The following is a 15,154-nucleotide window of genomic DNA, read 5'->3' as shown; positions in this document are numbered from 1 at the left end:
TCGGTTGCGGCGGGTGTCAGCGGTCGGCGGGCAGGGTCTGCGGGCGGCCGTCGTCGAGGCCGAGGACGACCCGGGCGCCGAGCGGGCGGGCGAGGCGGAACTCGACCGGGGTGACGCGCAGGGCGAGGTCGCAGGCCTGGCCGGCCGGGAGGCGGCGCGCCTCGGTGCGGCCGATCAGCACGACGGCCAGGTCGGTCTCGTAGACCTCGCCGGGCCGGACGTCCTCGCAACTGCCTCGCGGCACACCGGCGGTGAGCACCAGGCCGTCCGCGGAGACCGAGCTCAGCGTGGTGGCGCCGGCGGCCCGGCGCCGGGTGCGGGCCGGTACGGGTCCTGGGAGCGGACGGCCGGGTAGCGGAACGGCCGGTCGTAGCCGGCCACGGTGAACTCCCAGACCGCGATGTCGGCCCGGCCGCGGGAGGTGGCCACGGTGGTGGTGCCGGGGCGGACCTCGGTGACGGTCAGGCGGGCCTCGCAGTGGCCGGAGCAGGGCCGGTCGGGGAGGGTCAGCTCCTCGAACACCGACTTCGCGGAGCGCTGCGGCAGCACCAGCCGGGAGCCGTCCGCGAACCGCACCTCGGAGGTGTCGGAGACCGGGACCGGCAGGGTCGCCTTCAGGTCGAGGTGGCCGGACAGGTACGCGGCCTTGTCCTCCCCGCTGTGGAACGCGTCCGGGGGCAGCCACTCGGTGGTGTCCACGATCGGGAAGTAGCCGTGCTCCCACGCCTGTTGGGCGACCGAGCCGGGCCAGCCGGCCGCCACCTCGGCGGCCTTCCGGGCGGCGTCGCCGGTGGCGGGGCGGACCTCCGGCCCGGCCGTGACGAGGCTCGGTGCGACTGCCGAGCTCGGCGGGGCCGAGGTGCCCGCGCACCCGCCCAGCAGCAGGGCCGCCGCCACCGCCGCCACCGCGATTCGTCCGCGCATCTCCGTCGTCCCCCTCAACTCACGTGTACCGGGCGGGGGTTGGACGGGCCGGCGGGCAGAGCGGTTCCCCGGAACGCGGCGGGGCCGCCCGGACACGGTCCGAACGGCCCCCGAACGGCAGCGAGTTAGAAGACCGGCACGCCGGCCCGGACCAGGCGCCAGCCGGCCTGGCCGTAGAAGTCGGCCGGGTCGATGACGCCCTTGGCCTTCACCCAGGCGATCATGGTGTTGCGGATCTCGTCGGAGTTCGCCCACACCTGCTGCGCCTTGGCGACGTGCGGGAAGTTGCCGCCGCCGTTGGCACGGTAGTTGTTGACGGCGAGCACGAACTGCGCGGCCGGGTCGACCGGCTTGCCCTGGTACGACAGGTTGACGATGCGGCTGCCGACCGGCTGCGCGATGTCGATGTCGTAGCTGACGCCGTAGATCGAGTCGTAGTTGTAGTCGGGGGTGTTGTTGGCCTGGTTGGTCAGGGTGTCCAGGTTGATCGGCGCGCCCGGGGCGACCTGGGCGTAGTACTTGGCGGAGTACTCCAGGTAGTCCTTGATCTGGGCGCCCGTCAGGATCCGGGCCTCCAGGGTGTTCTCGTAGATGTACAGGCCGGCCGCGTCGCGCAGCTTGACCTCGCCGGCCGGGATGACCGCGGTGCGGTTGAACGGCGCGGCCTGGGCCAGCACCGGCAGGCTCGCGTACTGGCCGCCGGCCAGCGCGTCGCGCACCGCGTCGGCCTGGATCCGGCCGATCAGGTCGATGATCGGGGTGTCCTTGAACCGGGACTCGGCGATGGAGAGGCTCTCCTTGCAGGTGCCGATGACCTGGTTGACGTACGCGACGACCTTCTTGTGCTGGGCGTCGACCAGCTTGACGATCTTCGGGTCCTCGGCGACCGTGTTGGAGTTCAGCAGGCGCGAGGTGACGCCGGTGACGGTCCACTGGCCGCGGGCGAACTCGACCTCGAAGTCGAAGCAGGTCAGGCGCTCGCCCCAGCACAGCGGCTCGGACAGCACGACGGTCTTGCCGGTCACGGTGTTGACCACGTCGCGCTGGGCGATCTCCTTGTGGGCGTGGCCGATCAGCACCGCGTCGATGCCGGGCACGGTGGCGGCCATGGTGACGCCCGCGTTCTCCGCGTACGGCAGCTGGTCGCCCCAGGAGGACGGGTCGTCGGCGCCGGTGTGCGCGGAGACCACGACCACGTCGGCGCCGGCGGCGCGCAGCTTCGGCACCCACTTGGCGGCGACCTCGGGGATGCCCGGGAAGGTCAGCCGGCCCTGGACGTTGGCCTTGTCCCAGATGGCGATGCCCGGGTTGGTCAGGCCGAGGATGCCGACCCGGATCGGACGGCCGTGGCCGAGGTGCAGCTCGCGGATCACGTACGGCGGGAAGGCCGGCTTCTCGTTCTTGGCGTTCAGCGCGTTGGCGCCGAGCAGCGGGAAGTCCAGCTGCTCCTGGTAGGCGCGCAGCAGCGGGATGCCGTAGTTGAACTCGTGGTTGCCGAGCGCGGCGGCGTCGTAGCCGATGGCGTTCATCGCGGCAGCCATCGGGTGGCGCGGGGCCTTCGTGCCGGTGATCGGCTCGACCCGGGCGTAGTAGTAGGACAGCTGGGTGCCCTGGATGGTGTCGCCGGCGTCGATGAGCAGGGTGCGGCCGCGGCCCTTCTCCTGTCGGACCTGCTCGACCAGGGTGGAGATCTTGGCCAGGCCGACGTCGTTGTGGGCCTTGTCGTCGTACTCGGAGTCGGTGAAGTACTCCCAGTTGAAGACGTGGCCGTGCAGGTCGGTGGTGCCCATGACGGTGAAGCTCGCCTTGAACGGGACGGGACCCCGGCCGCGGGACTCGTCCTGGTTCTGGTCCGCCGCGGCGGCGGGGGTGGCCGTGGCGGCGGTCAGGCCGCCGGCCAGGGCGGCCCCGGCCGCGGTGGCGGCGGAGCGGGTGACGAAGTCACGGCGGTTCAGGGACATCAAGACTCCAAGTCGGGCGGTGCGGGCCGTCAGGGGGGCGCGGCGGCAGGGCAGCTGACACCCCGCCACCTGCCGTGACGCGCGTAGAAAAACGCGTGTGGCAGTCTGCCCTCTTCTCGGCTCCGGTACCAGCCCCGGGAGCTGTCCAACAGGTGAGATCTGGGCAACTCTCCCGTGACGCCGCCCCGGCCGCCCGCACACCCGTGCGTCAACCGGAAGCCGCCCAGCTCACCCCGTACCGCATCGCTCCGAGTGTGTCGGTCCGTTCATCAAATCTTTCGCCAACTGCCATGGGAGGACTGGCCGGAAGCGCTCTGTTACGGCTGGGTAATGCCTACGCTTCTGAGGTATGCGCCGAGCAAAAATCGTTTGTACCCTCGGGCCTGCCACGGACTCGTACGACCAGATCAAAGCCCTGGTCGACGCCGGTATGGACATCGCCCGACTGAACCTCAGCCACGGCTCCCACGCGGAGCACGAGGATCGTTACCACCGGGTCCGCAAGGCCTCGGACGAGACAGGCCGCAGCGTCGGGGTGCTCGCCGACCTCCAGGGCCCGAAGATCCGGCTGGGCACCTTCGCCGACGGACCCGTCCTGCTGGAACGCGGCGACGAGTTCACCATCACCACCGACGACGTCCCCGGCGACCGGGACATCTGCGGCACCACCTACCCGGGCCTCGCCGCCGACGTGTCGCGCGGCGAGCGGATCCTGGTCGACGACGGCCGGGTCTGCCTGGAGGTCACCCACGTCGAGGGCCCCCGGGTCCACTGCATCGTCATCGAAGGAGGCCTGGTCTCCGACCACAAGGGCCTCAACCTGCCCGGAGTCGCCGTCTCCGTGCCCGCGCTCTCCGACAAGGACGTCGAAGACCTGCGCTGGGCGCTGCGGACCGGCGCCGACCTCGTCGCGCTGTCGTTCGTGCGCAGCGGCAAGGACGTCGAGGAGGTGCACCGGATCATGGCCGAGGAGGGCCGCCGGATCCCGGTCATCGCCAAGATCGAGAAGCCGCAGGCGGTCGACAACCTCGACTCCATCGTGGACGCCTTCGACGGCCTGATGGTCGCCCGAGGCGACCTGGGCGTCGAACTCCCGCTGGAGGACGTGCCGTTGGTGCAGAAGCGGGCCGTCAAGCTGGCCCGCCGCAACGCCAAGCCGGTGATCGTCGCCACCCAGATGCTGGACTCGATGATCAACGCCTCCCGGCCGACCCGCGCCGAGGCGTCCGACGTCGCCAACGCCGTGTTCGACGGCACCGACGCGGTGATGCTGTCCGGCGAGACCTCGGTCGGCAAGTACCCGGTCGAGACGGTCAAGACCATGAGCCGGATCGTCGCCGCCGCCGAGGAGGAGATCCTGGCCGCCGGGCTGCCGCCGCTCACCGAGGGGAACAAGCCCCGCACCCAGGGCGGCGCGGTCGCCCGGGCCGCCGCCGAGATCGGAGACTTCCTGCACGCCAAGTACCTGATCGCCTTCACCCAGAGCGGCGACACCGCGCAGCGGCTCACCCGCTACCGCTCGCCGATCCCGGTGCTGGCGTTCACCTACGAGCCCGCGGTGCGCAGCCGGCTGGCGCTCAGCTGGGGCGTGGAGACCTTCCTCGGCCCGTTCGTCACCACCACCGACGAGATGGTCGCCCAGGTCGACGCCCAACTGCTGAGCCTGGGCCGCTGCAAGCGCGGCGACATCGTGGTGATCACCGCCGGCTCCCCGCCCGGCCTGGCAGGCTCCACCAACCTGGTGCGCGTCCACCACGTCGGCGAACTGGACAACTGACCGCCCGGGGCCGCCCCTCCCCACCGACGGGGCGGCCCCCTCCGGCAGCTGTCACACCGTCAGGACGACCTTGCCGCGCAGGTGCCCGTGCTCGCTGATCCGGTGCGCCTCGGCGGCCTCGGCCAGCGGCAGCACCCGGTGCAGCGGCAGCACCAGCGAGCCGTCCGCGTGCAGCGCCAGCGCCGCCGCGAACGCCCGCTGGTGGTAGTGCTCGACCTCCGAGCCGCCGGTGAAGCGGACCCCGTGCTCCGCGCCCGCCACCGGCGAGGTGATGGTCAGCACCCGGTCGGCGCTGCCGGTCAGTTCGACCGACACCGCCAGCTCCTCGCCCTTCCCGGCGGCGTCCAGCGCCCGGTCCACCCCGCCCGGGGCCGCCGCCCGCACCCGCTCCGCCAGGCCCTCCCCGTACGTCACCGGGATCGCGCCCAGCTCCCGCAGGTACGCGTGGTTGCCCTCGCTCGCGGTGCCGACCACGGTGATCCCGCGCGCCCGGGCGAACTGCAGCAGCAGCGTGCCGACCCCGCCCGCCGCACCGTGCACCAGCAGCGTCTCGCCCGGCCGCACCCCGAGCAGGCCGAGCGCCCGCTCCGCGGTCTCCGCCGCCGTCGGGATCGCCGCGGCCTCCTCCCAGCTCAGCCCGGCCGGCTTGTGGGCCAGCAACTCGACGTCCACCAGGGCGTGTTCGGCGTAGCCGCCGCCCATCACCGCGCCGAACACGGCGTCGCCCGGCGCGAAGCCGGACACCTCCGCGCCGACCGCCTCCACGGTGCCCGCCACCTCGTAGCCGGGCACCGCCGGGAACACCAGCGGGAAGAAGTCCTGCATCACGCCGCTGCGCACCTTGTGGTCCAGCGGGTTGACGCCCACCGCGCGGACCGCGACCCGCACCTGGCGCGGGCCGGGCTCGGGCAGGTCGAGGTCGATCGGGCCCAGCACGTCCGGGCCGCCGTACTGGTTGAAGGCAATCGCCTTGGTCATCGCAACGTCCTTGAGTTCGAGGGGAGTTCTGCGCTTCGACGTTCTCCATCCTGTGCCCGGCGCAGCCGCCGCCCGGCCCGCCTTTCGGACGGTTCGACCTGGCCGAAAAGCCAGGGCTCGCCCGAGTGGGTCCAACTAGGCTGGCGGGTATGGACGAGACCGCCCCCTGGGGCAGCCCGCAGGATGCCCTGGCACGCGCCGTCGAGGTGCTGCGCGAACCCCGGCCCGGCCTGCTGCCGCGGCTCTCCGAGGTGCTCGACCCGCTGGTCCCGCACCTGGCCGCCGCCCAGCTCAGCGGCGTCTGCGCGTACTCCCCGGCGAACGTGGTCGGGCCGCCCGAGTTCGCCGACGCCTTCGGCAGCCTGCTGCTCTCCCGGCTCGGCGAACGCGCCCTGGCCGAGGCCGGCCCCGGCCGGCCCTGGCAGGGAACGGCCGAACTCGCGGGCGAGGAACGGCCGGTGGTGGTGGTCACCACCACCCCGGGCGGCGGCAAGGGCGCCGTCCTGGTGCTGGTCCGGCCGGACGCCGCACCGCTCGCCGCCGGCGCCCCGGAGATCCTCCAGCAGCTGTGGGACCTGGTGGTCGCCCACTCCGAGCACCGCTCCACCGACGCCGCGCCCGCCCAGGCCGTCGCCTCCCGGATCTCCGCCAACGCCCGCGCCTGGGCGATCGCCAAGTCCGGTGGCGCCCACAGCGCCGCGCTGACCGCCATCCTCGCCCCGCTGCGCTCCGCCGACCTGGACGACGCCGCCGCCCGCCGCGCCGCCACCGAACTCGCCGTCACCGCCCTGCTCGACGTGCGCCGCTCCGCCGACCTGGACCGCACCCTCAGCGAGGAGCCCGCCGACGCCGCGTTCGCCCGCCTCGCCCGCGACCTGCGCCCGCTGCTGCGCCACACCCGGGTCCGCCTCGACGTCGCGCCCCCGGCCGAGGCCGCCCGCTCCGTCCCCGCCGACCTGGCGCACACCGCCCGGGACGCCGTCCGGGCCGCCGTGCTGGTGATGCTCGACCAGGAGAAGCCCACCCGGCTGCACGTCGGCTGGCAGTTCACCGCGGACGCCCGACTGCGCGCCGTGGTGCGCGGCGACGGCCTCGGCGCGCTCGCCGCCGACGCGCTGGGCGTGCACCGCACCGCCGAGCGGATCGCCGCGCTCGGCGGGCGCAGCACCGTCGAGGCCGTCCCCGGCTGGGGCACCACCGTCACCGTCGACCTGCCGCTCGCGCTGCCCGAGCCCGCGGCCGCCGGCGACCCGCTGGACGGGCTGCAGCCGCGTGAGCGGGAGGTGCTGGACCAGCTCGCCCGGGGCCGCCGCAACCGGGACATCGCCGCCGCGCTGCACATCAGCGAATCCACCGTGAAGTTCCACGTCGCCAACATCCTGGCCAAGCTCGGCGTCGCCTCCCGCGGTGAGGCCGCGGCCCTCGCCCACCGGGCCGGACTGCCCGCCGGGCTGCACCTGGCGTCCTGAGACCGGCACCTGCGACCGTTCGTCAACTTCCTTGTCGGGATGGGGATTTCACCATCCCGGCGCGGTTCGGTCCCGGCCCTGTCACGGCCGGGATCGCCGCCGCCGGGCCCGGGTACCACCCGGGCGACGCGCCCCGCACCCGCGGCGGCGCCGAGGGAGGGAACCCCCGTGAACAGCAGCCCCGCACAACCGTCCGGACGTTCCGTCAGAGCCGCCGCCGCGCTCGCCGCCGCCGTCCTGATCGCCGCCGGCGCCACCGCCTGCCAGGACGACAGGCCCACCGTCGCCGCACCCGGCGCCACCCCGGCCGGCAGCGGCGCCCCGGCCGCCCCGGCCGCGAGCGGCGGGCGCAGGCCGCGAAGACCGTGCAGATCGGCCGCAGCGCCTGGTGGGGCGGTCTCCGGTTCGACGTGAAGAGCGCCACCTTCACGCCCGGCCAGGGCGGCGAGTACACGCTCGCGCTGGACACCACCGTCACCAACACCTTCACCGCCACCGCGATCCACAACTGGCCCGAGCTGGCCGTCGACCTCGCCGGCACCCCCACCGCCGGCGACCCGGGCAACGCCGTGCCGCCCGTCCCCGGCGCGAGCAACCCGCTGCCGATCACCTTCCGCGGCTACGCGGACCAGGGCCACCCCTTCACCTTCGACGGCGCCTCCCTGGTGCTCGGCGGGGCCGGCACCGCGCAGGGCGTCGTCCCGCTCGGGCAGGGCGGCCGGGCCGCGGTCAGCCTGAAGCCCGTCGACCTGAAGCTCTCCGGCACGAGCCTCACCTCGGGCCGGCTCACCCTGGACCTCAAGTCGGCCCAGCTGCGCGCCGACTTCGGCGACGGCAACGGCATCACCACGCTCAGGCCGGGGCAGCGCGCGGTGCTGGTGGTGTTCGACCTGAAGGGCGCCGTCGGCCCGGCCGGCATGGCGGTGGACGGCACCGCGCTGCGGCTGAAGCTGCCGAACGGCCAGGAGGTCGGCCCGACCGCCGCCCCGATCGAGGCGATCTACCCGGACCGGCCGCTGCGCCAGGACCAGGCGGCCTGGTTCGTGTTCGGCGGCGCCACCGACGGCGACTACACCTTCTCGGTCACCGACGCCCCGAACCCCGCGGGCGCGGTCGAGCTGACCGCGAGCGGCCTGGCCGGCAGCGGCCCGCTGTCCTGAGCCGCCCCCGGAAACAGCGGCGCCGCCGTGGTGATCGTCACCGCGGCGGCGCGCACCCAAGGCCGGTGACCTTGGAATCGAAGAGAAAGTGCCCCGAGTGGGATTCGAACCCACACCGGACGGTGTTTGAGACCGTTGCCTCTGCCGATTGGGCTATCGGGGCCCAGCGGTTCGAAGGTCAAACCCCCCACCGTGGTGAACCAAACATACCGTGTCTGGGTAGGCTCGTGCATGCAGCACCCCGCCGGACCGAGGAGCCCCGTGAGCACCCCCGACGAGCAGCCCCAGCCGCTTGACACCGACTCGCCCCAGATCACCCGAATCGTCATCGCCGAGGACGAGGCACTGATCCGCCTCGATCTCAAGGAGATGCTGGAGGAGGAGGGCTACACCGTCGTCGGTGAGGCCGGTGACGGCGCGACGGCCCTGCGACTGGTCGAGGAGCTCAAGCCCGACCTGGCGATCCTGGACGTCAAGATGCCGGTCCTGGACGGCCTCTCCGCCGCCGAGCGGATCCACGAGCAGCACCTCGCCCCGGTGCTGATGCTCACCGCCTTCTCCCAGCGCGAGCTGGTCGACCGGGCCCGCGACGCCGGGGCGATGGCCTACATCGTCAAGCCGTTCAGCAAGAGCGACCTGGTGCCGGCGATCGAGATGGCCGTCTCCCGGTACACCGAGATGCGCACCCTCGAACAGGAGATCGCGGACCTCTCGCAGCGCCTGGAGACCCGCAAGCTGGTCGACCGCGCGAAGAGCGTGCTGCAGACCAAGTTCGGGCTGAACGAGCCCGCCGCGTTCCGCTGGATCCAGAAGACCTCGATGGACCGCCGGATGACCATGGCCGCCGTCGCCGAGGCCGTGATCGAGGAGGGCGCCGCCCAGGACCGCAAGAAGGCCGAGGCCGCCGAGGGCTGACGGCCCGTCGCCGACGTGCGAGTGCCCCGCCTCCCGGACCGGGAGGCGGGGCACTCGCACGTGCGGACCGCGGGTCAGTCCTCGCCGAGGTAGGCGCGGCGCACGGTGTCGTCGCGCAGCAGCTCCTCGCCGGTGCCGGAGAGGGTGATCTCGCCGGTGGTCATCACGTACGCCCGGTCCGAGAGCGAGAGCGCGGCCTGCGCGTTCTGCTCGACCAGCAGGATGGTGGTGCCGGCGGCGCGCAGCTCCACGATGGTCGCCATGATCTTCTGCATCATCAGCGGCGACAGGCCCATCGAGGGCTCGTCCAGCATCAGCAGCTTCGGGCGGGACATCAGCGCCCGGCCCATCGCCAGCATCTGCTGCTCGCCGCCGGACAGCGTGCCGGCCGCCTGCTTGCGGCGCTCGGCGAGGATCGGGAACAGCGTGCAGGCCCGCTCCACGTCCTCCGCGATGCCCGCCTGGTCGCGCCGCAGGAACGCGCCCAGCAGCAGGTTCTCCTCGATGGTCATCCGCGGGAAGATGTGCCGGCCCTCGGGGGAGTGGGCCAGGCCCAGCGCGACGATCCGGTGCGCGGGCACCGTGTCGATCGGCTCGCCCTCGAACACGATCCGGCCCGCGATCGGCCGGAGCAGGCCGGACAGCGTGCGCAGGGTGGTGGTCTTGCCCGCGCCGTTGGTGCCGATCAGGGTGGTGACCTCGCCCTGTTCGACGGTGAAGCTGATGCCCTTGACGGCCTCGATCTTGCCGTAGGCGACGCGGAGGTCCTCGACCTCTAGCAGAGCGGTCACTGGTCGGCCTCCGTTGCGGTGGTTCCTTCGAGCGGGGCGCCCAGGTAGGCCGTGACGACCCGCTCGTCGTTCTGGACGGTCTCCCGGTCGCCCTCGACGATCTTCTGTCCCTGCACCAGCACCGCGGTGCGGTCGCACAGGTTGAAGATGAACTTCATGTCGTGCTCGATCACCAGGATCGCGATCCCGAGGTCCCGGATCGCGAACACCAGCTCCTCGGCGGCCCGGGTCTCCTGCGGGTTCATGCCCGCGGTCGGCTCGTCGAGCAGCAGCAGGCCCGGCTCGGAGGCCAGCGCCCGGGCGATCTCCAGCTTGCGCTGCTCGCCGTAGGGCAGGTTGCGGGCCAGGTGCTCGGCCTTCGCGGCCAGGCCGCAGAACTCCAGCAGCTCCATCGCCCGGTCGCGGCTCTCCTGCTCCGCGCGCCGGTAGGACGGCCCGCGCAGGATCGCCGAGAACAGGCCCTCCTTGGTGCGGGTGTGCCGTCCGACCAGGACGTTCTCCAGCACCGTCATGTTGGAGAACAGCCGGATGTTCTGGAAGGTCCGGGCGATGCCGGCCTCGGTGACCAGGTGCGGCCTGGGCGGCAGCACCCGGCCCTTGTACGTGACGGTGCCCTCGGTCGGGACGTACAGCCCGGTCAGGCAGTTGAAGAAGGTGGTCTTGCCGGCGCCGTTCGGGCCGATCAGACCGACGATCTCGCCCTGACGGACGGTCAGGTCGACCTTGTTGACGGCGGTCAGGCCGCCGAAGCGCATCACCACGCCGGAGGCTTCCAGCACGGGTTCGGCGAGCGGCGCGGACGCCCCGCCGACGGGGGCGGTGTCGGTGGTCATGGCGGTCACGCCCCTGCCTTGGTGAGTGCGTCGTCGGGCGAGGCGCCCTGCGCGGGCAGCTCGGCCTCGTGGAACTCCAGCTGCTGCCGGCGGTTGGCGATCAGGCCCTCCGGGCGGAAGCGCATCAGCAGGATCAGCGCCACGCCGAACGCCAGCAGCTGGTAGGACTGCAGGAACTGCAGCTTCGCCGGGATCAGGAACAGCAGGGCCGCACCGACCAGCGGGCCGCTGATGGTGCCCATGCCGCCGAGGATCACCGCGGCCAGCAGGAACGCCGAGTTCGGCGGGACCGGCCCGGCGAACAGGTACTGGTCGGGCGAGACCGCGCCGGCCACGTGCGCCTGCACCGCGCCGGCCAGGCCGGCCAGCGTGGCGCCCAGCGCGAAGGCGATCAGCTTCACCCGGAAGCCGTTGATGCCCATCGCCTCGGCCGCCGTCTCGTCCTCGCGGATCGCCACCCAGGCGCGGCCGATCCGGGAGTTGGCGACTCGGCCGAACACCACCACGACGATCGCGGTGGCCACCAGCATCAGCAGCAGGTAGTTGCCGAACTTGCCGAGCTGCAGCCCGAGGAACTCGTGCGGCTGGCCGAAGTCGAAGCCGAACAGGTTGACGTCCGGGATCGCGGCGATGCCGTTCGGGCCGTTGGTCAGGCTCGGGCCGGAGCGGCCGTCCAGGTTGTTCATGGCGATCCGGAAGATCTCACCGAAGCCGAGCGTGACGATCGCCAGGTAGTCGCCGCGCAGCCGCAGCGTCGGGGCGCCGATCACCACGCCGAACACCAGCGCGGCCAGCGCGCCGATCAGCACCGCGACCGGGAACGGCAGGTGCACGCCGCGGAACACCGAGAACGGCGAGCCGGAGACCAGCGCCGCGGCGTACGCGCCGACGCCGAGGAAGGCCACGTAGCCGAGGTCCAGCAGGCCGGCCAGGCCGACCACCACGTTCAGGCCGAGTGCCACCGTGGCGAAGATCAGGATGTTCGCCCCGATCAGCACGTAGGTCTCGCTGCTCTGGGTGAACGGGAACGCGCCCGCGGCGGCGAACGCCGCGCCGGTGGTCACCGAGCGGTGACGGGTCGTCAGCTCGCGCAGCCGGGCGATCGCGCCGCTGGCCAGCAGCGCCGCGGTGGCGAAGACGGTCAGCAGCAGGAAGGCGATGAACAGCTCGCCGTACTCGGTGGAGATGCCGAACTCGACCACGCCCAGGCCGAGCGCGAACACCGCGGTGATCACCAGGATCTCCGCCCAGGACGGCAGCGCGCGGGCGGCCGGCAGCGGCCGCTCGATCCGGCCGATCCGCAGCCAGGCGTCCAGCAGCAGCCAGAGCCGGAAGCCGAGGACCGCGACCGGCACCGCGACGAAGAACCACAGGTTCTCGGTGAAGATCGGCCGGATGCCGGGCGGCACCGCGTTCAGCGCCCAGCCCTGGCCGAGGCCGACCCGCAGCACCGCCGCGACGGCCGCCACCAGGTACCACCACCAGGCCACGGGGGGCTGCTTGACGGTGCGTCGGCGGTCCAGCGGCAGGCCGAGCGCGCCGACGACGGCGAGCAGCGAGCCGACCGCGGCGACCCAGCCGCCCGGGTCGAGGTTGACCAGGCCGTCGAGCTCGACGGCGATCGCGGCCACCGAGTACCAGCACACCGCGAGGGTGCCGAGGGCGGCGAACAGCACGCCGTTGTTGCCGCCGGACGGGCTCAGCCAGCGCAGGCCCTTCACGCCGCGGGCGCCCAGCGCCAGCAGCGCGGTCAGCAGGCCGCCGGCCAGCGCCAGCCACTGCAGGCCGGCCGGGGAGCCGTAGTAGGTGAGGTCGCCGGGGAACTCGTCGGTCCAGGTCCAGGACATCGCCGCGGAGGCGGCGGCCAGCACGCCGCCGGCCAGCGTCGCGGCGAAGGCCGCGACGGCGGGCAGCCGCAGGACGGGAGTCGTCTCGTGGGAGGCAGTCGTCATGGTGCTCACGCCCGATCCGCGACGCGCTCGCCGAGCAGGCCCTGGGGCCTCACCAGCAGCACGACGATCAGCAGGACGAACGCCCACACGTTGGCCCAGGCGCCGCCGCCGAGCTGGTGCATGCCGGGGACGTTCTGGATGTACGCGGTGGCCAGCGATTCGGCGACGCCGAGGACCAGCCCGCCGAGCATCGCGCCGTAGATGTTGCCGATGCCGCCGAGGACGGCGGCGGTGAAGGCCTTCAGACCGGCCAGGAAGCCCATCATGAAGTCGACCTGACCGTACCTCAGGCCGTGCGCCACGGCCGCGACGGCGGCGAAGGCCGCGCCCAGCGCGAAGGCGACCACGATGATCCGGTCGGTGTTGATGCCCATCAGCTTCGCGGTGTCCGGGTCCTGGGCGGTTGCCTGCATGGCCCGGCCGGTGCGGGTGAAGCGCACGAACGACGCCAGGATCAGCATGCACAGCGGAGCGGCGGCCAGCAGGAACAGGTCGTTGCGCTGCAGGTGGAACAGGCCGAGGCTGACGGTGTCGCCCTCGAACTGCGGGAAGGAGATGGCCTTCTTGGCGCCCGGGTAGAACGCCCAGACCACCTGCTGCAGCGCGATGGACAGGCCGATCGCGGTGATCAGCGGGGCCAGCCGGGGCGCGTTGCGCAGCGGCCGGTAGGCGAACCGTTCCGCCGCGGTGGCGGTGAGCACGGAGGCGATCACGCCGCCCAGGATCATGACCGGCAGTGCCAGCCACAGGGAAGTGCCGTGCGGCAGGGCCGCGTAGGCGGTCAGTGCCCCGAAGCCGCCGATCATGAAGATCTCGCCGTGGGCGAAGTTGATGAGCTGGACGATGCCGTAGACCATCGTGTACCCGATGGCGATCAGGCCGTACATCAGGCCGAGCATCAGTCCGTTGGCCAGGTTTTGCGGCAGTTCGTGCACCGCGGGCCTCCGTGGATAGGGGGTATGAGGAGGCGGGGGGCACTCGTGGCGCCCCCCGCCGGACATCGGCTGGTGCAGGGAGAGATCAGCCGGTGTAGGTACCGCTCTTGACGGCCTTCCACTCGGGGCCCTTGACGCTGTAGACCGTGAGCTGCTTGTTGGTGGTGTCGCCGTACTGGTCGAAGGAGACCTGGCCGGTGACGCCGGCGAACTTCACCTTGCCCATCTCCTCCAGCACCTTGGCGCGGAGGTCCGAGGGCACCTTGCCGCCGTTGTGCTCCACCGCGGCCTTGACGGCCTCGATGATCGACCAGGCGGCGTCGTACGAGTAGCCGCCGTAGGCCGCGTACGGCTCCTTGTAGCCCTCGGCCTTGTAGTCGGAGATGAAGGTCTTGGCGGAGTCCAGCTCGTCCACCGGGGCGCCGACCGAGGTGGCCAGGTCGCCCTCGCTGTTGTTGTTGGAGAGCTTGATGAACTCGGGGTCGTAGATGCCGTCGCCGCCGAACAGCGGGACCTTCGCGCCGGCCTTCTTGATCTGGTCGGTGAGCGGGCCGCCCTCCGGGTACTCGCCGCCGTAGTACACCGAGTCGGCGCCGGAGGAGGCGACCTTGGTGGCGACCGCGGAGAAGTCCTTGTCGTCGGGGTTGATGTGGTCGGTGCCGACCACGGTGCCGCCGAGCTTCTTGAACTCGTCCTGGAAGATGGCCGCCAGGCCCGCGCCGTAGGTCTTCTTGTCGTCGATGACGTAGACCTTGGTCTTCTTCGCCTCGTTGAACAGGTACTGGGCGGCGAACTTGCCCTGCACCACGTCGGTGGTGGCGGTGCGGAAGTAGGTGGCGTACTGGCGGGTGAACTTGCTGCTGCCCCAGTCCGGGCCGAGGGACAGCTCGGGGCTGGTGTTGGCGGGGGAGACCTGGGTCAGCTTGCCGTCGTTGAAGACCTTCTGCATGGTCTGCGAGACGCTGGAGTTCAGCGGGCCGACCACGCCGACGACGTCCTTCATGTCGACCAGGGCGGTGGCGTTCTGCTTGCCGGAGGTCGGGTTGGCCTGGTCGTCCTTGGCCTCCACGGAGAAGGTGACGCCGGGGACGAGCTTGTCCTTGTTGGCCTTCTTGGCGGCGAGGTCCGCGGAGTTCTTGATGCCGAGGCCCAGCGCGGACAGCTTGCCGCTGAGCGGGGCGTCCACGCCGATGACCACCTTGGTGGTGCCGCCGCCCGCGTTGTCCGAGCCGGACTTGGCGCCGCGCGAGCCACAGGCCGAGAGGGTGAGCGCTCCGGTAACTGCAATGGTCACGACAAGCAGTGAGCTCTTTCGCACGACTGGGGGTCTCCTTCTGGACGGAAGACACGCGCACAGGGCTGGCGGTGCCGGAACGCGTCGACCGAGCCCGAAAATCGGACAGCCGGTGACTGGGCGTGACTCTAGACCGGGCGCGGCGGCTCGGGCAGAGGGGGAGGT

The 15,154-nt window shown here is 72.2% G+C and carries 13 protein-coding genes and 1 tRNA gene; 4 read left to right on the top strand and 10 right to left on the bottom strand.

The genetic code is table 11. The features are described from left to right. Positions 1-16: 16 nt before the first annotated feature. From KCH_RS09750 to KCH_RS09740, 3 genes are all read right to left on the bottom strand, one after another. A complete protein-coding gene (locus KCH_RS09750; protein ID WP_035861461.1) occupies positions 17-259 on the bottom strand; it encodes a hypothetical protein in 243 nt (80 codons plus the stop codon). Between the two features lie 23 nt (positions 260-282). Beyond that, positions 283-924, bottom strand: a complete 642-nt coding sequence (locus KCH_RS09745) for a hypothetical protein (RefSeq protein ID WP_157031972.1) — start codon at positions 922-924, stop codon at positions 283-285. 125 nt (positions 925-1,049) lie between these two features. Further along, the gene (locus tag KCH_RS09740; RefSeq protein ID WP_035861454.1) at positions 1,050-2,885 is read right to left on the bottom strand and encodes a bifunctional metallophosphatase/5'-nucleotidase; all 1,836 of its coding nucleotides are present in this window, start codon (positions 2,883-2,885) and stop codon (positions 1,050-1,052) included. Between the two features lie 349 nt (positions 2,886-3,234). On the opposite strand from KCH_RS09740, the gene pyk reads away from it, so the two are divergent. Continuing rightward, complete coding sequence (gene pyk, locus KCH_RS09735; RefSeq protein ID WP_035861438.1) at positions 3,235-4,662, top strand: pyruvate kinase; 1,428 nt, start codon at positions 3,235-3,237, stop codon at positions 4,660-4,662. Positions 4,663-4,713: 51 nt separating this feature from the next. On the opposite strand, the gene KCH_RS09730 is transcribed toward pyk, so the two are convergent. Then, entirely contained in the window at positions 4,714-5,640 is a 927-nt protein-coding gene (locus KCH_RS09730; RefSeq protein ID WP_035861434.1) for an NADP-dependent oxidoreductase, read from the bottom strand. Between the two features lie 149 nt (positions 5,641-5,789). Between KCH_RS09730 and KCH_RS45960 the strand changes: the two genes are divergently transcribed. Together KCH_RS45960 and KCH_RS09715 are read left to right on the top strand one after the other, a co-directional pair. Further along, positions 5,790-7,109 (top strand): helix-turn-helix transcriptional regulator, encoded by a 1,320-nt coding sequence (locus tag KCH_RS45960; protein ID WP_035861431.1) that lies wholly within the window; start codon positions 5,790-5,792, stop codon positions 7,107-7,109. Between the two features lie 365 nt (positions 7,110-7,474). Then, on the top strand, positions 7,475-8,269 hold the full coding sequence (locus KCH_RS09715; protein WP_035861425.1) for a hypothetical protein: 795 nt from the start codon (positions 7,475-7,477) through the stop codon (positions 8,267-8,269). A gap of 89 nt (positions 8,270-8,358) precedes the next feature. Here the strand turns inward: KCH_RS09715 and KCH_RS09710 are convergent. Continuing rightward, positions 8,359-8,432 (bottom strand) — tRNA-Leu (locus KCH_RS09710). A gap of 68 nt (positions 8,433-8,500) precedes the next feature. Between KCH_RS09710 and KCH_RS09705 the strand changes: the two genes are divergently transcribed. Beyond that, positions 8,501-9,184, top strand: a complete 684-nt coding sequence (locus tag KCH_RS09705; protein WP_051652928.1) for an ANTAR domain-containing response regulator — start codon at positions 8,501-8,503, stop codon at positions 9,182-9,184. Between the two features lie 74 nt (positions 9,185-9,258). On the opposite strand, the gene KCH_RS09700 is transcribed toward KCH_RS09705, so the two are convergent. The 5 genes from KCH_RS09700 to KCH_RS09680 form a co-directional block, all read right to left on the bottom strand. Next, the gene (locus tag KCH_RS09700; RefSeq protein ID WP_035861418.1) at positions 9,259-9,975 is read right to left on the bottom strand and encodes an ABC transporter ATP-binding protein; all 717 of its coding nucleotides are present in this window, start codon (positions 9,973-9,975) and stop codon (positions 9,259-9,261) included. Next, positions 9,972-10,808, bottom strand: a complete 837-nt coding sequence (locus KCH_RS09695; protein WP_157031971.1) for an ABC transporter ATP-binding protein — start codon at positions 10,806-10,808, stop codon at positions 9,972-9,974. The genes KCH_RS09700 and KCH_RS09695 overlap by 4 nt, the downstream gene beginning before the upstream one ends. Positions 10,809-10,813: 5 nt before the next feature. Then, entirely contained in the window at positions 10,814-12,760 is a 1,947-nt protein-coding gene (locus KCH_RS09690; RefSeq protein WP_051653916.1) for a branched-chain amino acid ABC transporter permease, read from the bottom strand. 5 nt (positions 12,761-12,765) lie between these two features. Beyond that, positions 12,766-13,695 (bottom strand): branched-chain amino acid ABC transporter permease, encoded by a 930-nt coding sequence (locus tag KCH_RS09685; RefSeq protein WP_035861413.1) that lies wholly within the window; start codon positions 13,693-13,695, stop codon positions 12,766-12,768. 85 nt (positions 13,696-13,780) lie between these two features. After that, positions 13,781-15,013, bottom strand: coding sequence for a branched-chain amino acid ABC transporter substrate-binding protein (locus tag KCH_RS09680; RefSeq protein ID WP_035861410.1), 1,233 nt, complete (start codon positions 15,011-15,013; stop codon positions 13,781-13,783). Positions 15,014-15,154: the final 141 nt, after the last annotated feature.

This window comes from Kitasatospora cheerisanensis KCTC 2395, from assembly GCF_000696185.1.
In the GTDB taxonomy this organism is placed as follows: domain Bacteria; phylum Actinomycetota; class Actinomycetes; order Streptomycetales; family Streptomycetaceae; genus Kitasatospora; species Kitasatospora cheerisanensis.
Note: the sequence above shows the minus strand (reverse complement) of the source record. Positions and strands in the feature narration are given on the sequence as shown.